This is a genomic window from Bradyrhizobium sp. USDA 327, from assembly GCF_041262065.1.
In the GTDB taxonomy this organism is placed as follows: Bacteria; Pseudomonadota; Alphaproteobacteria; order Rhizobiales; family Xanthobacteraceae; genus Bradyrhizobium; species Bradyrhizobium liaoningense.
Map to the genome: position 1 here is coordinate 941075 of NZ_JBGCCW010000001.1, position 18601 is coordinate 959675.

20 protein-coding genes are annotated in these 18601 nt (G+C 65.7%); 10 read left to right on the plus strand and 10 right to left on the minus strand.

Annotation, left to right across the window (positions count from 1 at the left end):
• Window positions 1–58: 58 nt before the first annotated feature.
• The 5 genes from ABIA42_RS04140 to ABIA42_RS04160 form a co-directional block, all read right to left on the minus strand.
• On the minus strand, window positions 59–463 hold the full coding sequence (locus ABIA42_RS04140; RefSeq protein WP_370115339.1) for a DUF2946 domain-containing protein: 405 nt from the start codon (window positions 461–463) through the stop codon (window positions 59–61).
• A 142-nt stretch (window positions 464–605) separates the two neighbouring features.
• Window positions 606–2669 (minus strand): hypothetical protein, encoded by a 2064-nt coding sequence (locus tag ABIA42_RS04145; protein WP_370115337.1) that lies wholly within the window; start codon window positions 2667–2669, stop codon window positions 606–608.
• Between the two features lie 178 nt (window positions 2670–2847).
• A complete protein-coding gene (locus tag ABIA42_RS04150; protein WP_370115335.1) occupies window positions 2848–5661 on the minus strand; it encodes a DUF4159 domain-containing protein in 2814 nt (937 codons plus the stop codon).
• Window positions 5658–6602 (minus strand): DUF58 domain-containing protein, encoded by a 945-nt coding sequence (locus ABIA42_RS04155; protein WP_370115333.1) that lies wholly within the window; start codon window positions 6600–6602, stop codon window positions 5658–5660. The genes ABIA42_RS04150 and ABIA42_RS04155 overlap by 4 nt, the downstream gene beginning before the upstream one ends.
• Window positions 6602–7600, minus strand: a complete 999-nt coding sequence (locus ABIA42_RS04160; protein ID WP_028181301.1) for a MoxR family ATPase — start codon at window positions 7598–7600, stop codon at window positions 6602–6604. The genes ABIA42_RS04155 and ABIA42_RS04160 overlap by 1 nt, the downstream gene beginning before the upstream one ends.
• Before the next feature lie 271 nt (window positions 7601–7871).
• On the opposite strand from ABIA42_RS04160, the gene ABIA42_RS04165 reads away from it, so the two are divergent.
• From ABIA42_RS04165 to ABIA42_RS04180, 4 genes are read left to right on the plus strand one after another with little or no spacing between them, the layout of a single operon-like run.
• Window positions 7872–8483: a DUF1285 domain-containing protein gene (locus tag ABIA42_RS04165; protein WP_370115331.1), complete on the plus strand. Its 612-nt coding sequence runs from the start codon at window positions 7872–7874 to the stop codon at window positions 8481–8483.
• A 38-nt stretch (window positions 8484–8521) separates the two neighbouring features.
• The gene (locus tag ABIA42_RS04170) at window positions 8522–9157 is read left to right on the plus strand and encodes a CoA pyrophosphatase (protein WP_370115329.1); all 636 of its coding nucleotides are present in this window, start codon (window positions 8522–8524) and stop codon (window positions 9155–9157) included.
• A complete protein-coding gene (locus ABIA42_RS04175) occupies window positions 9154–9417 on the plus strand; it encodes a DUF6111 family protein (protein WP_124163351.1) in 264 nt (87 codons plus the stop codon). Before ABIA42_RS04170 ends, ABIA42_RS04175 begins: the two co-directional genes overlap by 4 nt.
• A 10-nt stretch (window positions 9418–9427) precedes the next feature.
• Window positions 9428–10684, plus strand: coding sequence for a CCA tRNA nucleotidyltransferase (locus ABIA42_RS04180; RefSeq protein ID WP_370115327.1), 1257 nt, complete (start codon window positions 9428–9430; stop codon window positions 10682–10684).
• 68 nt (window positions 10685–10752) lie between these two features.
• On the opposite strand, the gene ABIA42_RS04185 is transcribed toward ABIA42_RS04180, so the two are convergent.
• Complete coding sequence (locus tag ABIA42_RS04185) at window positions 10753–11709, minus strand: LysR family transcriptional regulator (protein ID WP_370115325.1); 957 nt, start codon at window positions 11707–11709, stop codon at window positions 10753–10755.
• A 120-nt stretch (window positions 11710–11829) separates the two neighbouring features.
• On the opposite strand from ABIA42_RS04185, the gene ABIA42_RS04190 reads away from it, so the two are divergent.
• The 4 genes from ABIA42_RS04190 to ABIA42_RS04205 all read left to right on the plus strand — a co-directional run bounded on the left by ABIA42_RS04190 (window position 11830) and on the right by ABIA42_RS04205 (window position 14903).
• Entirely contained in the window at window positions 11830–12132 is a 303-nt protein-coding gene (locus ABIA42_RS04190; protein WP_271526673.1) for a monooxygenase, read from the plus strand.
• Between the two features lie 11 nt (window positions 12133–12143).
• On the plus strand, window positions 12144–12431 hold the full coding sequence (locus ABIA42_RS04195; protein ID WP_271526672.1) for an antibiotic biosynthesis monooxygenase: 288 nt from the start codon (window positions 12144–12146) through the stop codon (window positions 12429–12431).
• 133 nt (window positions 12432–12564) lie between these two features.
• Entirely contained in the window at window positions 12565–13335 is a 771-nt protein-coding gene (locus ABIA42_RS04200) for a sulfite exporter TauE/SafE family protein (protein ID WP_271526671.1), read from the plus strand.
• A gap of 341 nt (window positions 13336–13676) precedes the next feature.
• On the plus strand, window positions 13677–14903 hold the full coding sequence (locus ABIA42_RS04205; RefSeq protein WP_370115322.1) for a hypothetical protein: 1227 nt from the start codon (window positions 13677–13679) through the stop codon (window positions 14901–14903).
• A 149-nt stretch (window positions 14904–15052) separates the two neighbouring features.
• Here ABIA42_RS04205 and ABIA42_RS04210 read toward each other — a convergent pair whose 3' ends face one another.
• The 4 genes from ABIA42_RS04210 to ABIA42_RS04225 form a co-directional block, all read right to left on the minus strand.
• Entirely contained in the window at window positions 15053–15379 is a 327-nt protein-coding gene (locus tag ABIA42_RS04210) for a GcrA family cell cycle regulator (RefSeq protein ID WP_271526669.1), read from the minus strand.
• Window positions 15380–15418: 39 nt separating this feature from the next.
• On the minus strand, window positions 15419–15604 hold the full coding sequence (locus ABIA42_RS04215; protein WP_271526668.1) for a hypothetical protein: 186 nt from the start codon (window positions 15602–15604) through the stop codon (window positions 15419–15421).
• 267 nt (window positions 15605–15871) lie between these two features.
• Entirely contained in the window at window positions 15872–16171 is a 300-nt protein-coding gene (locus tag ABIA42_RS04220) for a hypothetical protein (RefSeq protein WP_271526667.1), read from the minus strand.
• 162 nt (window positions 16172–16333) lie between these two features.
• Window positions 16334–16549: a dodecin family protein gene (locus ABIA42_RS04225; protein ID WP_028182326.1), complete on the minus strand. Its 216-nt coding sequence runs from the start codon at window positions 16547–16549 to the stop codon at window positions 16334–16336.
• A gap of 241 nt (window positions 16550–16790) precedes the next feature.
• Between ABIA42_RS04225 and ABIA42_RS04230 the strand changes: the two genes are divergently transcribed.
• Both ABIA42_RS04230 and ABIA42_RS04235 read left to right on the plus strand, forming a co-directional pair.
• Window positions 16791–17450 carry a phytochelatin synthase family protein gene (locus ABIA42_RS04230; protein WP_370115319.1) on the plus strand — a complete coding sequence of 220 codons (660 nt, stop codon included), beginning with the start codon at window positions 16791–16793 and terminating at the stop codon, window positions 17448–17450.
• 617 nt (window positions 17451–18067) lie between these two features.
• The gene (locus ABIA42_RS04235) at window positions 18068–18340 is read left to right on the plus strand and encodes a hypothetical protein (RefSeq protein WP_370115317.1); all 273 of its coding nucleotides are present in this window, start codon (window positions 18068–18070) and stop codon (window positions 18338–18340) included.
• Window positions 18341–18601: the final 261 nt, after the last annotated feature.

Here is an 18601-nt window from a genome sequence, read left to right on the forward strand (position 1 = left end):
ACTTGTCCCAGGCATTCGCCTGAAAGCGGCGAGGCTGGGCGTGATCAAGCGTTGGAAGTCAGGATGCGGGAGGGGCGCGGGGCTGGAATGCCGTGCCGGCCGATCTCAGATGGATGAATTCGGCATCCGTGGTGCGTCGGAGCAGCTCCATCGCCTGCGGCAGCAGCAGCACGGGAGGCGTTGCGGATACGACGGCACCGGCCATCGCAATGACGGCGCAGATCGCGCAACTATCGTCGCCCGGATGCTCGCGGTCAGGACCTGAAGGCGATTGCTTCTGGACCACGGCGTGGTCGATCGCAGCAACGCCCTTGGTGTTATCGGTCTGCTGCAACGAGGATTGGGCGAGGGGCGCCGCCTGCGCGAACCAGTGGCTGTGGCCGAACGTCAGCGCGACCTGCACCAGCATCGCGAACAACGCGAGCCGAGCGCCGTGCCTGATATTCGACCGGAACCACTTCATCTGGAAACGCCACCCCCACATCGGGGCGTCAATCCCAGGACGCCGCGATGTTATAGTGTAACATCGCCCGATCGGTCCGCGGATGTCAACGGCGGGGGGATCAGCGCATGCAGACCGCCGACCAGATGTGTCGTTCCGGCAACTAGCGTCCTTCGCGGACCCAGGTCGCGGCGAATGCGCCGAGCAGCAGCAACAGGCCGATCAGGCCGGAGAAGATCGGCAGCACGCCGACGCCCTTCACCACGCTGGCGTCGCGCATCCGCACGCCCATCCAGCCGTCGCCGTTGAAGACGCTCGCTGAGCGCACCGGCAGGATGCGCGGCAGCTCGACGCTGGAGCCACTGGCCACGCGCACGGCGTTGCCGCCCGTTGCCTGCGTCAGCGGCTTCAGCGTATCGACCGTGGAGGTGACTTCCGAAAACTCCTTCGGATTGGTCGGGCCGACATTGATCAGCGCCTTCAGCGTGCCGTCGGTGGCCTGCCACAGGCCGAGCTCGTTCGCCGGCAGGCTGGCGCGCCACTCGCCGGGATCGGCGGACGCCAGCGTCAAGTCGTGCGACACGCCCGATGGCGAAGTGACGCTCACCGGCTGGACGCTGTCTGCCATGGTTTGACGCACCACGACGAGGTCCTTGCCCTGCACCTGGAGGCGCAGCGCCTCCTCGTCCAGATCAGGCTGCTTCATCAGCCAGTGCGACATCCGCCTGAGCAGATCGAGATGTGGCCCGCCGCCCTCATAGCCGCGCGCCCACAGCCAGATGTGGTCGGAGAGCAGCAGCGCGACGCGGCCCTCGCCGAAGCGCGACAGGAACAGAAGCGGCTTGCCGTCGACGCCGGTCATGACAGGCGGGTTCACCGCATTGCGGGTATCGACGGTGCGGAAGAACCGGCTCCAGCGCGGCGGTTCGCTGGCGGAGCCCTCGAGGCCACGCGTGACCGGATGGCGTTTGCCGATGTCGGACAGATGCGCATAGAACGGCTTTTCCGTCACGCCGACCGGCTCGGCCGGCAGCACCGAATCCAGCGGCGTGCGCCAGATGCTGGTGTTGGAGGCGTAGTCGGGCCCGGCCGAGACCAGCACCGCGCCGCCCGAGCGGACATAGCGCGCGATGTTGTCGAAATAGGCGATCGGCAGCACGCCCTGACGGGCGTAGCGATCGAAGATGATCAGCTGGAACTCGTTGATCTTCTGCTGGAACAGCTCGCGCGTCGGAAACGCGATCAGCGACAATTCGTTGATCGGCGTGCCGTCCTGCTTCTCCGGCGGGCGCAGGATGGTGAAGTGGACGAGGTCGACGCTGGCGTCGGACTTGAGCAGATTGCGCCAGGTGCGCTCGCCCGAATGCGGCTCGCCCGAGACCAGGAGCACCCGCAGCTTGTCGCGCACGCCGTCGATGGCGACGACGGCGCGGTTGTTCACCGGCGTCAATTCTCGTTCGAGCGGCGAGGCCTCGATCTCGACGATGTTCGGCCCGGCATGCTTGATGTCGACGTCGACGCTTGCGCTCTGGCCGCTTCCCAGCGTGCGCTCGTTGATGACCTCGCCGTCCCGGCGGATCGTGACCCTGGCGCGCTCGCCGGAGACACCCTGGTCGTCGAGGCGATAGTTGATGGTCTGGGTCTGCCCGACGATGCCGAAGCGCGGTGCCGCCGTGATCGCGATGCGGCGGTCGCGCTCGTCTTTCTGCCCCGTGACCAGCGCGTGCACCGGCGCCTGGAAACCGAGCGCGGCGGCGTTCGCCGGGATGTCGTGCACGCGGCCGTCGGTGATCAGGAACGCGCCGGCGACGCGGTCGACGGGGACGTCCGACAATGCCGAGGCGAGGGCGCCGAACAGTTTGGTGCCGTCGGTCTCGCCGTCGGCCTGCCCGGCCTCGACGACGCGGACTTCGAGACCCTTGATCTTCTTCAGGCTGTCGACCAGCGCTTCCTGCGCCTGGGCGGCCTCACGGTTGCGGTTGCCGAAATTCTGGCTCGGGCTCTTGTCGACGACGACGGCCGCCACCGAGGTGAGGGGATCGCGGTCCTCGCGGGTGAAGGAGGGATTGGCGAGCGCCAGCAGGACCAGCGCCAGCGCGGCCACGCGCACCGCGGCGCCGCGCGCGCGTGCCAGCAGCAGCACGAGCGCGATGACGACGATCGCGGCGAGCGCGAGCCACAGCACGATCGCGGGAACAAGCGGCGTGAATGCGATGCCGTAGTTCATGTTTTCGCTCTCTCGGCATCGTCATGCCCGGGCTTGTCCCGGGCATCCACGTTCTTCGCGCCCCGTGGCGACGCGTGGATGGCCGGGCATAGGCGAGCGGAAGCGACGCCGTCCTTTGGACGGCTACGCCCGGCCATGACGGCTTCGTTTTGGCAGGTGTCGAGTTTCAAAAACCGCATCATTGCCCCAGCCGTTCGATCAGGGCCGGTGCGTGCACCTGGTCGGCCTTGTAGTTGCCGGTCAGTGTGTACATCACGATGTTGGCGCCGGCGCGGTAGGCGAATTCGCGCTGGCGGGCGTCGCCGCCGGTCACGGGCAGCATGGCCTGCCCGTCGGGCCGCACCGCCCAGGCGCCGGCGAGATCGTTCGATGTGATGATGATCGGCGAGACGCCGTCGCCGCCGCGCGCCGGCCGCTGCGCGCTGTCCTCGTCGTCCTCGCGCGGCAAGGTCTCGACCCAGGTCTGGCCGGCGGTGAAGCGGCCGGGGAAATCGCGTAGCAGATAGAAGGTCTTTGTCAGCACGTGCTCGCGCGGCACGGGCTCGAGCTCGGGCACGTCGAGCGAGGAGAGTATCTCGCGCAGCGTCTGCATGCCCGGGGTCTGCGACGCCCCGTTCGCGCCGGGCGGTGCCTCGATCGCGTCGCGGGTGTCGAACAGCACGGTGCCGCCCTGCTTCATGTAGGCGTCGATCTTGTTGATGGCGTCCTGCGGCGGCTTCGGCGCGCCCGGCACGATCGGCCAGTAGATCAGCGGGAAGAAGGCGAGCTCGTCGCGCGCGGGATCAATGCCGACGGGATCGCCGGCCTCGAGCGCGGTGCGCTGGGCCAGGAACAGCGTCAGCCCGTTCATGCCCGCCTTGACGATGGAATCGACGTCGGCATTGCCCGTCACGACATAGGCGAGTCGCGTCTGCGACACCGCCTTCATCGCGAACTCGTCCGCGGCGCCGTCGGCGCGCGCCGGCGTCGGCGCAAACGACATCAGGCCCGCGAGCACCAGGGCGAACACGATCATTGCGGGCGCGGCGCGGCGGCGCAGCAGCGCGGCAATCCCGCCGCCGAGCACCGCGACGATGATGGCGTCGATCAGGAACAGCGCGAGCGCGGTGGACAGCAGCCAGCCGCGCAAGTCCCGCGGTTCGGCATTGGTGTAGGTGGCGTGCCGGGCGCGCAGGCCAGCGGTGTTCAGGGCCGCGATGCGGTCGGCGGCAGCAAGCGTGTTCACGGCAAGCGGTCCTTCTGCCGGACCATAGAAGCCCGGCGGATGATCGGGTGTGGCCCGATCGCGATAATCGGCAGGCAGCGGCTTTGCGGTCGCCGGCGGCGGGCCGAACGCGCCGAAACCATCGAGGATGTGCAGCGGCGCCACCGTCTCGGCGGTCGCCTCGCTGGCAACGCCCGCGCCGGGCTTGGCCGTGTAGCCGGACATGTCGACCACCCGCCGCAGCATTTCGACGAAGGTGCCCGACATCGGCAGGTCCGACCAGCGCATGTCGGCGCTGACGTGGAACAGGCTGACGAGGCCCTTGCCGCGATGCTCGCCGGTCACCAGCGGCGTGCCGTCTTCCAGCGAGGCCCAGCTCTTGGTGGCGAGCACGGCGTCGGGCTCGGCCAGCACCTGGCGGCTCACGGTGACGTCCTTGGGGACCACCACGCCGGCAAACGGGCCGTCGGCCGCGAAGGAGGCCAGATGCTGGGGCTTCTCCCAGGTCAGGCTGCCGCCGAGCGTCCGGCCGCCCTTGCGCAGCTTGACCGGCACGAGGTCGTCCTCGGCCTGTGCCAGCCGGGGACCAGCGAACCGCACCAGCACGCCGCCCTGGTCGACCCAGGCATTGAGGCGCTCGCGGAGTTCAGGGGAGATGGTGCCGACATCGGCGAGGATGATCATCGGCAGCTTCTGGTCCAGAAATTGTGTGATGCCCTGCTGCGGCGAGCCCTTGTCGGCGAGCCGGACGTCGGCGAACGGCGCCAGCGCGCGGGTGAGATAGAAGGTCGGCGCCAGCAGCGGCTGTGCGGTCTCGCTGGTCGAGCCCGAGACGATGCCGATAGCGCGGCGGCGCCAGCGCTTGTCGAGCAGCTGCACCGCGCCGGCGGAGCGCTCGCCGGATATTTCGAGCCTGGTGATGTCGTTGCGCAGCTCGACCGGCAGATCGAACGCGGCTTCGGTCTCCTTGTCCTGCGGGCCGAACGAATAGCGGGCTTCTCCGATCGGCGAGGCCTTCTGGTCGAGTGCGCGCACGGTGCCGACCGCGATGCCGCCGTCGGTGCGCAGCACCTTCACGGTCATCTTCGCCGCGGCGTTCTCGGCCGCGACCAGCGCCAGCGGCGAGGAGGTGCCGCCTTCGAACACGGTCAGGCTGCGATCGCCGATGGTCTTGCCAAGGCCCTGCACGAAGTCCTCGCCGCGGCCGGTGTCGACGCCGTCGGAGAGCCAGGCGATCTCGCAGTCGCCGGTGACTTTGAGGAAGCGGTCGACCGCAGCCAGCGTCTCGACGCGGTCGATCGAATAGGGCTTCGGCGCGAGTTGCCGCAGCGCCACGCGCGCCGCACCCGCCGGCATCAGGGTGATGTCGCGGTTCGGCTCCGACAGCGGCACCAGCGCGATCGCGCGGCTGTCGTTGTCGGCATTGGCGATCAGCTCGTCGGCGGTCCTGATCCTGACGTCCCAGTGCGATGCGGCGCTCCAGCCGTCGTCGAACATGATCATCAGGGGCGCCCTGCTGCCGGCCGCGCCTGTTTGCGGATTCCAGATCGGGCCGGCGGCGGCGAAGATCACCAGCGCGGCGGCGAGCAGGCGGAGCGCCGTCAGCCACCACGGCGTCCGCGAGGGCGTCTCCTCCCTGGGGGCGATGTCGAACAGCAGGCGCGTCGGCGGAAATTCGATGCGGCGCGGCCGCGGCGGCATCACGCGGAGCAGCCACCACAGCACGGGCAGGCTGACGAGGCCGATCAGGAGCAGCGGTTGCGTGAAGGCGAGCGGCAATCCCATCATGCGGCCGGCTCCGCCTTGATCGTCGTGGTGCGGGCGCCCGACTTGCTCACCTGCATGCCGGCATGCAGGAACAGCAGCAGCTCCGCTGCGGAGCGGTCGGTCGCGTGCGTCGTGAACAGCCAGTCCAGCTTGTTGGTCTCGGCGCGGATCTGGTCGCGATGCAGGGCGAGCCGCGCGGTATAGTCCTGCGCCCAGCTCTCGGCGCGGCCGGCGGTGATCACGCCAAAGCCTTCGGGCTCGACGAACTCGACGCGGCCGGAATAGGGAAAGCTTTCCTCGGCGGGATCGACGACCTGCACCAGCGTGCCATGCGCGCCGGAGCCGGAGAGCCCCGCCAGCGTCGTCTTGATCTCCGCGATGGGCGACCAGAAATCCGACAGCACGATCGTCTCGGCCAGCGCCGCGGGCACGAAGGAGGGCGGCAGGCTGAGGCGGTCGGCATCGTCATGCAGCATCGCCTGCGCCATCTTGTCGATCACGCTGCGGCTCGCGGTCGGCGCCATCAGCCCGGGAATGCCGACGCGCTCGCCGCCGGAGACGAGCAGCTCGGCCAGCGCGAAGGCGACGATCAGCGTCCGCTCGAGCTTGGATTCGCGCGCGGTCTTCGAGGCGAACGCCATCGAGGGCGAGCGGTCGGGCCAGATCCAGACCGTGTGCGAGGCTTCCCACTCGAGCTCGCGGACATAGAGATGGTCGTCACGCGCCGAACGTCGCCAGTCGACATTCTGCGACGGCTCGCCCGAGACGAAGCGGCGGTACTGCCAGAAATTTTCTCCGGAGCCCGCGCGCCGGCGGCCGTGCAGGCCGTGGATGACGTTGGCGGCGATGCGGCGGGCCTCGAGCACCAGACGCGGCAGCGAAGCGGCGAGCGTGCGACTTTCGCCATCGGCACGTCGGATCGCCAGTGTCTCCTTCGCTGCGTGCCCGCTCTCAGCTGCCATCAACCGATCCGTGTCTTCAACTGCCGGATCACGTCCGGAATCGTGCGGCCTTCGGCGCGCGCCTGGAACGTCAGCGCCATGCGGTGCTTCAGCACGGGTTCGGCGAGGTCGAGCACGTCGTCGACCGAGGGCGCGAGGCGCCCGTCGATGAGCGCACGTGCGCGTACGGCCAGCATCAGCGATTGGCTGGCGCGCGGGCCGGGTCCCCAGGCGATGAACTTGCCGGCTTCACCGGCGTCCGGACCCGGGCGGGCCGAGCGCACCAGCGACAGGATCGCCTCCACGACGGAATCGCCGACCGGCAGGCGCCGGATCAGGCGCTGCGCGGTGATCAGCGCATCCGCGGTCATCGAGCCCCTGGCGAGCGTCTCCTCCGCGCCGGTGGTCTCGAACAGGATGCGGCGCTCCGCATCGCGATCGGGATAGTCGACGTCGATCTCCATCAGGAAGCGGTCGAGCTGGGCTTCGGGCAGCGGATAGGTGCCTTCCTGCTCCAGCGGGTTTTGGGTCGCGAGCACGTGGAACGGCTTGGGCAGATCGTGCCGCGCGCCGGCAACGGTGATGTGCTGCTCCTGCATCGCCTGCAGGAGCGCCGACTGGGTGCGCGGGCTGGCACGGTTGATCTCGTCGGCCATCAGGAGCTGCGCGAACACGGGACCGGCGATGAAGCGGAAGGCGCGCTTGCCCGCGGTGCTCTCGTCCAGCACCTCGGCGCCGAGAATGTCGGACGGCATCAAATCGGGGGTGAACTGGATGCGCTTGGCGTCGAGACCGAGCGTGACGCCGAGCGTCTCCACCAGCTTGGTCTTGGCGAGGCCCGGCACGCCGATCAGGAGCGCATGGCCGCCGGAGAGAATGGTGACCAGCGTGTTCTCGATGACGCGATCCTGGCCGAAGATGACGGAGGCGATCGCTTCCTTTGCGGCGCGAATCTGGCTCGACACCTGCTCAGCCGAACGGACGATCCCGTCCTCGAGTTTCTCGACACTCTCCGCCATTCGCTCGCTCCTTCAGCCTGCCACGCGGCTTGCTCGCATCGTCACGTCAGCACGTCACGTCGGGTCATCACGTCACGTCATGGGCCCTATGCTAGACTTGCAGGAAGGCCATGTATTCGTTGAATTAACCTATCCCCACCTTATCGGCTTCGGGGTATGTACGGCATCACGAAGTGGCGACCTCCACACCGGACTATTCCGGATGGAACCGCACACCCGAGGACAACGTAGACCTGCACCAATCGTGCCAATCACAGAGTCAGGGCAAACCATGGCGAACCAAGGGCAGAGCGCCGATCGCGGTCTCGAGGGGCTGACTGCGGCCGCCAAAAGCGTTGCCAATACCGAAGGCGCCAAAAAGGGTCTGCCTCCGGTGCATCTGTGGAATCCGCCGTTTTGCGGCGATCTCGACATCCGAATCGCGTCCGATGGTACTTGGTTCTACTTGGGAACGCCAATCGGACGTCCTGCCCTGGTCCGCCTGTTTTCGACCATCCTGAAGCGCGAGGGCGACAAGCATTTCCTGGTCACGCCCGTGGAGAAGGTCGGCATCCGCGTCGATGATGCGCCGTTCATGGCGGTCGAGATGCAGAAGGACGGCGAGGGCCATCATCGCGTGCTGCGCTTCCGCACCAATGTCGATGACTGGGTCACCTGCGATGCCGCGCACCGGCTGCGTTTCGAGCAGGCACCGGATGGCGGGCTGACGCCCTACTTGCACGTCCGCGCCGATCTCTGGGCCAAGGTCACAAGGGTGCTCTATTACGATCTGGTTGACATGGGCGAGGAGCGGATGGTCGATGGCCAGCCGATGTTCGGTGTCGAGTCGGCCGGCGAATTCTTCGCCATGGCCGATGCGGAGCAGGTGAGGGCCGCGCTTTGAATCTGAACAAGCCTATCCTGACGAACGAGCCGGTCGCGATGGGAGCTGAGGATTTCTTCGCCCGTTCGCGGGCGAAGCTCGGCTTCGACGTGCCGCCGGGCCTGTACGATCCGAACATCATCCCGGCCTCGGGCGATCCCGGCACCGACAAGATGCTCGAGATCATCGCGCGCGAGCAGCCGGTGCGGCCGGCGGCGGTCCTGATCGCGGTGGTCGACCATCCCGAGCCCACCATCCTGCTGACGCAGCGATCTGCCCATCTCAACGACCATGCCGGTCAGATCGCGTTTCCCGGCGGCAAGATCGATGCGACCGATTCCTCGCCGCTGGATGCGGCGCTGCGCGAGGCCGAGGAGGAGGTCGGGCTGTCCAGAGACTTCGTCGAGCCGCTCGGCTATCTCGATCTCTACGGCACCGCCTTCGGCTTCCGCATCCTGCCGACGGTCGCGAGGGTCAGGCCCGGATTTTCGCTCACCATCAACCATTCCGAGGTTGATGATGCGTTCGAGGTGCCGCTATCCTTCCTGATGGATCCGGTGAACCACCAGGTGCACAGCAAGGAGTTCCGCGGCATGGCGCGGTCCTATTACGCGATGCCGTTCGCGGAACGCTACATCTGGGGTGCGACGGCCGGAATGTTGCGTGTGCTGTATGAGCGGATCTATTCATCATGATCCGGACGGTTCTGACCGAGATCGGAATCTTCCTCATCCCCTTTGCCGTCTATGCGTTGTTTCTGGCCGCAACGCGGTCCGGCCTGTTCGCGCGATCCTCCTGGCCGGTCGCGATCGTCGCGCGCCTCGCGCTGGTGGCGATCGTGCTTGTCATCGCGGGCCTGATCGGTCTTGCGCATTTCTCCGGCGCACCGCCGGATTCGACCTACGTTCCCGCCCATATCGAGAACGGCAAGCTCGTGCCGGGCACGGAAAAATAGGGGCCGACCGATGAGCGCGGAGCCGTTGCTTGCCCATGCGCCCTGGCTGACCGCAGGCGGGACCGCGCGTGTCCTGCAACTGCTCGGCACTGATGGCGAGGAGGCGCGGGTGGTCGGCGGCGCCGTCCGCAATGCGCTGCTCGGTCTTAAGCCCGGCGACATCGACATCGCGACCACGGCGCTGCCGGACGAGGTGATGCGGCGTGCCACGTCCGCCGGCATCAAGGGCGTGCCGACCGGTATCGACCACGGCACCATCACGCTGGTGATCGACGGGCACCCTTACGAAATCACCACGCTGCGCGAGGACACAGAGACCTTCGGCCGCAAGGCAAGGGTCGCGTTCGGCCGCGACTGGGTGAAGGATGCCGAGCGGCGCGACTTCACCATGAACGGCTTGTCGGTCGATGCTGATGGTGTCGTGTACGACTATGTCGGCGGCATCGCCGATGCGAAAGCCCGCCGCGTGCGCTTCATAGGCGATCCCGACCAGCGTATCGCCGAGGACTATTTGCGTATCCTGCGTTTCTTCCGCATCCACGCCGCTTTTGGTGCCGGCGAGCCCGACCGCGACGGCTATCTCGCCTGCATCCGCGGGCGCGCGGGCCTGGCTAGCCTCTCGGCCGAGCGGGTGCGCATGGAGATGCTGAAATTGCTGGTGGCCGGCGGTGCAGCCGCGGCGGTGCTGGCCATGGCCGAGGGCGGATTGCTGCAGGCGCTGATCGGCGGCGTCGCCTATACCGGTCCCTTTTCAACGATGATCGCGATCGAGCGCGAGCTCGGCCTCGCCGCAAGCGGCACGCGGCGCCTGGCCGCGCTGTCGGTCGCCGTCACCGAAGACGCCAAGCGCGTCGCCGCGCGCTTGCGGCTCTCCAACGCCGAAACCAAGGCGCTGGATTCGATGGGGCACCGCTGGTGGCGCTTGGCCACCAAGGACGAAGCCGATGCACGGCGGCTGCTCTACCGGCTCGGCGCCGAGCGCTATCACGATCGCGTGTTGCTGGGCTGGGCCAGGAACGGCGGCGGCGTCACCTCGTCGAGCTGGCGCGCGCTCGCCGAGCTGCCGCAGCGCTGGACCGCGCCGAAATTTCCGCTCAAGGCCGCCGACTTCATCGCACGCGGTCTGGCCGAAGGACCCGCGCTCGGACATGTGTTGACGCTCGCCGAGGACGCCTGGCTCGCGGCGGATTTTCCACTCGAGGAAGCCGCGCTCGCGTCCATCGCCGATCGAGCTGCGGCGCGGATCCGCCGCGACCAGAAAACGTGACCCGCGGTGCCGATGATCGCGGTCTCCGTATTCTTCGCCAGTGACAGCCGGATGGTCGCCAGGCTCAGCTAGGCAGACCGCCTTCCTGCACGCAGAACGCTGCGGTCTTCCTCCCGGGGCGCCCACGGGTCCCCTGAGGGATCGTCACCGAGGCTCTCTGCAAGGAAGTCGATGAAGAGGCGGAGCCGGCTCGGTACGAAACGCCGATGCGGGTACAGGACGTGCACGCCGAGGCTGCCCCAGTCGCAATCCTCCAGGATCGGGACCAGCAGGCCCGCCTCGATGTCCTTGCCGCAGACAAATGACGGAAGCCACGAGACGCCAAGCCCCGCCACCGCCGCCTTGCGCAGCGTATCGGCGCTGGTCGAGGCGAGCCGGGCGGTCATCCTGACCTTTCCGTGCATCTCACGCCGGCGCCAGGACCAATCGAGACGAGGTGCGGGCTGCGAGAAGGTCAGCGCGGGCAAGGCCGAGAGCATCTCGGGCGTGTCGGGAACGCCGTGTCGAGCCAGGAAGTCCGCGCTTGCCACGACGCGAAAGTGGGTTGTCGCGAGCTTGCGTCCGATCAGCGCGGTGTCGAGCGACGGCGCGACGCGGATCGCGATGTCGAAGCCTTCCTGCACGAGATCCACCGGGCGGTTCGTCAGGTCGGCGACGACGGCAATGCCGGGATGCCGCGACATGAAATCGACGAGCAGCGGCGCCAGGTGGTCCTGGCCGAGCTCGACCGGCGCCGTCACCCGGAGCGTCCCGCGCGACTCCCGGTTCTCCGCCCCCACGGTGCCCTCCGCCTCGTCGACGGCCTCGAGGATCGCGAGCACCTTCTCGAGATAGAGCTGCCCCTCCGGCGTCGGCCGGACCGACCGGGTGGTTCTGTCCAGAAGCCGGGCTCCGGTGCGCTCCTCGAGATGACCGACATGCTTGGCCACCATCGCGGCCGACATCGCGCAGGCGCGGGCCGCCGCGTTGAAGCCGCCGAGCTCAACCACCCGCACGAAAACACGCATGCTGCTCAGCGTATCCATGGCCCTATCCCACACTCCCAGTCAGCATCGATCCTACCAAACGGTGAATTCTCGCAAGCGCGACGGCGACGTAGACCGCTGCGCGAGCCCGATCGGGCCGTTGCGAACAAGAGGTACCACATGAGGACATTGCTGCAATTCGACTTCGCGTTTGATGGGCCGTGGGGTCAAGATCTTGAAATCGCCTGCCGTGATCTTGCGGACGACATCGCGGCCCAGCCCGGGCTCATCTGGAAGCTCTGGGGCGAGAACCGCAGCGCGGGCCGCTCGGGGGGCGTCTACTTGTTCGAGACGCCGGAAGCTGCCGCTGCTTATGTGGCCAAGCATCGGCCGCGTCTCGCCGACTTCGGCGTGATCGACCCGGCGATCTCGTCCTTCAGCCTCAATCTGCCGCTGTCTCGCACGACGCGCGCGCCGCTCTGAGAGGGCAAGCGATGTACACGACCATTGCCGAAGTCGAGATCGAGGATCTTGCGCGCTTTCTTTCCGTCTTCGCAACGGACGGCCGGAGCAAGCGGGAGGCGCATGGGAGCCTCGGGGCCGAGGTGCTGTTCGCATCGGATGGCTCGGACAGGGTCATCGTCCTGATCGACTGGCGGGACGAAGCGGCCTGCGACGCCTTTCGATCCGACGCCTCGGTGCCGGCGACGATGGCCAAAGGCGGCGCCAAGGGCCGCCCGCGGTTCACCCCCGTCATCAGGGCGGGCCGGTTCGCCGCATGATGCCGGACGCGGCGGCCGGTTCGGCCGCCGCGTGCCTCGGCGGTTGCCTTGCCGCGGATTCTCCACTAGACGAGGCCGTGCCCGCTTCCATCGCAGATCAGGCTGCGGCACGAATCAGCCGCGATCAGAAACATTGACCATCGTCTCAGGCTTCGCCGACATCTCGCTTCTGCAGCTCCTGCTGGTCGCGACGATGGCGTTGTTTGCTTCGATCATCGGTGGTCTCGCCGGCTACGGCACCGGCGCCCTGATGCCGCTGGTGCTGGTGCCGCTGGTCGGCGCCGAGCCCGTGGTGCCGATCATCGCGATCTCCGCGATGTTCACCAATCTCAGCCGCGCCATCGCTTACTTGCGCTACGCCGACCGCCGCCGCGCGCTGATCGTGCTCGCCTGCGCGGCACTGACGACGGCGCTCGGCGCCTACGGCTATACGCGCCTGACCAATGCGGGCGCGGCGCTCGTGATCGGCACCATGCTGATCCTGAGCGTGCCGCTGCGCCGCGTGCTGCGACGGCGCCAGGTCAGGATCGGCGACAGCGGCCTTGCCGCCGGCTCCGTCGGCTACGGCGTGCTGGTCGGCGGCACCTCGGGGTCCGGCGTGATCCTGCTGTCGCTCTTGATGGCCACGGGGCTCGAAGGCGCCGCCGTGATCGCGACCGATGCGATGATCTCGCTCGGCACCGGCCTCATCAAGATCTCGGTGTTCGGCCTCGCCGGCGCCGTGACGGCGCAGGTGCTCGCCTTCGCGCTTCTGATCGGCGGCATCGCAATCCCCGGCGCGTTTCTCGCAAAGGCCGTCGTCGAACGGATGCCGGTGCACATCCACGCCGCGATCCTCGACGTTGCGGTCATCACGGGCGGGCTGGTGATGATCTCGGCCGCGGCGAGACAGCTCGTCGCGTAGATGACGCCGGTACAATTGGCGTTCGCGCCCGGACCACCGTGCTCACGGACGTCGGCCCCGGGCACAAGCCGGAAGAGCACACGCCAACTCGTGCGCCGACTTCGTTTCGGCCATGGTCGCGCTCGCAGGGAGGCTCATCTCTTTTGAGAGCCCAAACGCCGCGGAGCCAGCCCGAGCCCATCCGATGACGGGAGCGATGGAGCCCCTGACTCCAATCAGTCAGGCCGTGTTCGCCTGGCGGCTGAACTGATGTGGCGCCCCCGCGAGTTGACCTTCATCAATAACCCCGCTCCGATTTGAGCATCATACGCGTTCCGAGGTGGTAATGCGGAGAACTTGCCATGTTCAAGTTTAAGCGCGTTCCATTTACCCCTGGTGATCTAACCAATCATCAATGGGGTACCGATGACGTTCTCGAGGGTGACCCAACTAAAACGATCTTGATCGGGGATGCTGGCGGCAGCATGTTCGATTTTTCGAGGGGCGGCAACGACACCTTTACGGGACCCTCGTTTGCGGGGGACACCCACGTCCACTACACTTTCTACGGTGACGCGGCCGGCGGCATGTTCGATTTTGCTCGTGGCGGCGACGATACCTTCACGTTCGCTTCCCCGAGCAACACCGCTTACGGCGACGCGGGCGACGATATGTCCGATTGCAGCAAGGGCGGCAACGACATTTTCAGCGGAGCTGGCCCCGCTACCAACACTTTCTATGGCGATGCGGGCGGCGACATGTCCGGCTATGCTCAGGGCGGCGACGATATCTTCACGGGCATCATCGACTTACCTGCTCCCTCATCCAACATTTTCTATGGCGATGCGGGCGGCAGCATGTCCGGCTATGCTCAGGGTGGCAACGACAGCTTCACCGGCGGCGTCCTCTCCTCCCACACTTTCTATGGCGATGCGGGCGCCAACATGACCGGCCATGCTTGGGGCGGCAACGACATTTTCAGCGGAGGCAACGACTCTATCAACACGTTCTACGGAGATGCCGGCGGCGACATGTTGGGCCGCGCTCGGGGCGGCGATGACACCTTCACGGGTGGCAACAGCTCCCTGACTGGCTCCACCACTTTCTACGGTGACGCGGGCGGCGACATGTCCGGCTATGCTCAGGGCGGCAACGACGCCTTCGCAGGCGGCGACAGCTCCGGCCCTGGCTCGACGAGCAACATTCTCTTCGGTGATGCGGAATCCATGTCCGGCTGCGCCGAAGGCGGCGACGATATCTTGTTCGCCGGAACCGCGGCCCCCGGCGGGACAGTCAGCAATGCGATGTGGGGTGACGGATTATTGCTGGGCGACGCTGATGGCGGCCGAGATCTGTTCGTGTTCAAAGACGATGGCCCGGCGACAGTCGGGACGGAGAACACCATCGAAGACTTCAGCCAAAGCCAACATGATCAGATCAAGTTCAGTAATGTGGCGGGCGTGCACTCATTCAACGATCTTGTCATCACCCAATCTGGAACTGACACCCTCGTTACCGAGGGAGCGGATCAAGTGACTCTGCACAATTTCGCAGGTTCGCTCACAGCAAACGACTTCCTGTTCGCCTGAAGACGAGATGCATTGCTTGCAAGGCAAGTTTTGGCCTGTGCACCCGACCGCGGGAACTGACGGGCTTATCCGCGGGGGATAAGTCAGGCCGCGCAGTCGGAACTGGGGCAAGACACTGACGGGGCGCCAGGACGGTCGTGGTGTGTCGCTTAGCCAGTGTTTCTGACCGCCTCAGCCAGAATGGCGTAAAGTTGCTGCCTGCTGAATTCCTTGGGCTGCTGCCTCCCCGCTGTACTCGACGACACCTTCTGTGTGACCGGACGGGGGCAGGGTGCCGACGACGGCCTCAGCTTCGGGGCCGGCCTTATCTTGGGCCGTGCTGTGGGCGACATGTGGCCGCGCTTCAGGCCAAGACGGGTCAGCATGCCGCAGACCGCGTTGCGACTGCACCCGAGACGGCGCGCAATCTGCGCCGCGCTCTGTCCTGCGAACCAGAGCCTCTTGAGAAGCGCTATGTCTTTTGCATCCCAGCTCATGAGAGATATTATAGCGCCGACTGCCGGACGCGGGCTAGTCTAGTCTTCGTCGGGCTCGCGCACGACCGCCGGTTCGTCAGCATCACCTTCCTCATCGGCGTCTTCGTCCTCCTCGTCCTCCTCGTCTTCATCGGGATCCCGGGGCGGCATCACGATGCCCATGAGCATGAGTGGTGTCCAGCCGTTCGCTGTGGTGGAGAATGCTTCGGAGGTGTGTTGCTTCATGTCATTGCTGCTCCTCGAAAAGCACGCGCCGTCGAATATTCCCGACGGGCGGCGCGCGTATGTTCGGGGCGCGATCGTTGCAAGCGCGAGGATGACATCAGGTCGATTACGCGAGCAACGGCCGCACCCGCCACGCAACCGGTGACGTTTTGAGCTACTTCAAACCCGAAGCCCCACTAGAGCATGATCCGGACAAGTGTGAAGCGGTTTTCCGAAAAGATCATGCTCAAACAGTAACCTGAAGCGCGATGCCGATTCATCCCAATCTCATCGTGCTTTAGGCTCTATGTCCACCAAGACCTCGCCGGTGGTGACTTCTGGAACCCCAAGATCGAGGTCGTGTAGACTCGCCTGAACAAACGCAAGTATCTTGGCGTTCGCTGCGCTGGCGCTTTCGCGGTCATCAAATATCATCACGGCGATACCGACACCGTCGCCCGCGTCCATCACATGGTAGGATCTGAATCCCTGCGATTGCTTCAGGATCTCACCGACGCCGCTCTTGGCGCGACGAGCAGCGTCCGCTACCGAACGAACCTTGGTGTACTTGCGAATGACCATGTACATGGGGCCACCACGCGCCACACGCCCCGTCGCATCAAAGCATATCGGTCCCAGTCGGACTAGGGCAACTTTCGGTACGGGCGACATCGTCCGGTTGGGCGCCGCGCAACGCGCCTCTTCCAATGAGCCATCCTCGCCCCGCAAGTGGGGGCGAGGTGCCGAGGCTCAGGAGCCCTCGAACTTGAACGATACGTTGAGCTTGGCGCGATAGGCCTCGATCTTCCCCTTGTCATCCAGTTGCATATCGAGCTTTACGACCTCTGCAACTCGAAGATCTCGGAGAGATTTTGCAGCTCGTTCGACCGCATTGGCGGCTGCCTTCTCCCATGAGTCCGTGCTGGTACCGACCAGTTCAATGACCTTGTAGACGCTATCGGGCATGTGGTTCTCCTATTGGGCAGGAGCAGGAAATCTAGCATCGGTATCTCGACGCTGATACCTCTCGGGATGACGCGGAAAAGGGTCCGATTGGCTGTCATTTTCCCGCATGCCCCACGGAAGAACCGGGCGGCCCTCCGTCGGGGATGCGTTCGTTGCAGCCCCCAACGGACGCCCGCATGGAATCGCCACCCGCCGGTTAGCTTCAGGCTATGGTGTCGTCATTGCCGCCAAGGTTCGACCCATGAAGCGACGCTACGTCGGTATCGGCAGCATTATTATCGCCGTGGTTCTGGTTTGTGCCGGGGCCCTGGTGGTTGGTCAATCCCACGTGCCGTCAGACGCCATAGCGTCATCCGTCATACGAACTCCGGAGCTTATGGAGCGGGCGTGGCGCCTGCCCGTGGCAGCCACATTCCAGAGAAAGGTTGACTGGCAGTCAAATGGCTCTCGCTGCGGACCTGCAGCTGTCGCGAATGCCTACCGGTCGCTTGGCGAGGCGGCTAGGACGGAGGGCAAGGTGCTGGCCGGTACATGGAGCTGCTGGACAGGCATATGCATCATGGGTCTCTCGCTCGATGAGCTGGCCGCAGTCGCCCAGACCAACACGAGCCGGAAGGTCACTGTCTTGCGCGATCTCAGCGAGAGCCAGTTTCTGGAGCATCTCCGTCGCTCCAACGATCCGGGCCGACGCTACATCGTGAATTTCGATCGCGCTCGAATTTTCGGTGCCGGTAGCGGACATCATTCGCCAATTGGAGGTTATTTCGAAGCCGAGGACCTCGTTTTCGTGCTCGATGTCAACTCCAACTTTCAGCCGTGGCTGGTCGAACGGAAGCGGCTGTTCGACGCCTTGAATACGTTCGATGGCGACAAGAAGCGGGGGCTGCTGTTTATCGAGTAATGTTCCACTGCATGTCGCCTGTTGGCCCCAATGCAAAGCATTGCCTGTTGCAGTGGGCGCAACGTCACTCGTTACGAGGCAACCCCCTATCGCAATCGACCATCGGCCAAGATTGGCCTCGCTAGTTGGCGAGGGGGGTGCTACACAGCTGGCATCACCGCACGCTGCGTGGCTGTTATCGGTGACTGAGAGCTTGCGCTCCCGCCTCCACCCGAAGAAGGCGGTCAGATGTCCAATCCGGTCAAGTTCGATATTCGTGAGTGGCTGGTGCCACCGCTATTGGTGCCGATCTTCCTCGTGTTGCTGATCGCGATCGTGGCCGTTCTATGAGCGGCAGGTCCGTTCAATGGGAGCCACTTTTAAGCAAAGACTTGAGCCAGGGCGTGAGCCGAGACAGGAGGCGCGAATGGCAAATACAGCAGTGATCAGGGATGCCTACGGCGTTCCGGCGATTTTCGTGGGTTCGAAAACAGGTCGGGACGATGCTCCCTTTGTTTTCGTCAGGGTCGGAGGCGAGGAGCGCAGGATGCGCTGGTCCGAATGGGATGCTCTGCCGGCCTGGACCGGCGAGCGTCCCATCTGGGCGAGCGGAACCAAATAGCGATGGAGTGTTCAGCATGAAGATGGCTCGACCAGGCACATGGATCGCGGCGCTTTTGCTGGCGTCGGCGCTGGGCACATCCACGCCCGCAGCTTTTGCCGCGGAGCCGAACTGCCGTGCGATCGAAAGCGCCAACGCGCGCCTCTCCTGTTACGATGCGGCTTTTCCTCCAAAAACAGGGCGGCCCGCCAAAACCAGCATCGATTTATCGTCCGGCTACACGGATCCGTTTCTTGCTGAAGATGCCCGAACCGCCGCGAAGCTGAAGAATATTTGCCGCGATTGCTGAGTGGCACCGACCGCGACGCGCTCCTGAACGTCGCGCTCCAATTCAGAGACCAGCTGAATGACGAATGAAGATGCGAAGGAGAGCCGCGCGCTCCGCCAACGAAAGCGTGCTGTTCATCTGGCCGGTGCGGCACTGGACGACAGGGCCGACAGTTTCGCGAGCTCGAAGGACCAATCGACGAGAAAGCAGCACCTGCTTGATGGGCCCACGGAATTTAGAGAGGTCCGGGTTGATCGTTCAAACGAGACTTCAAGCGACGAG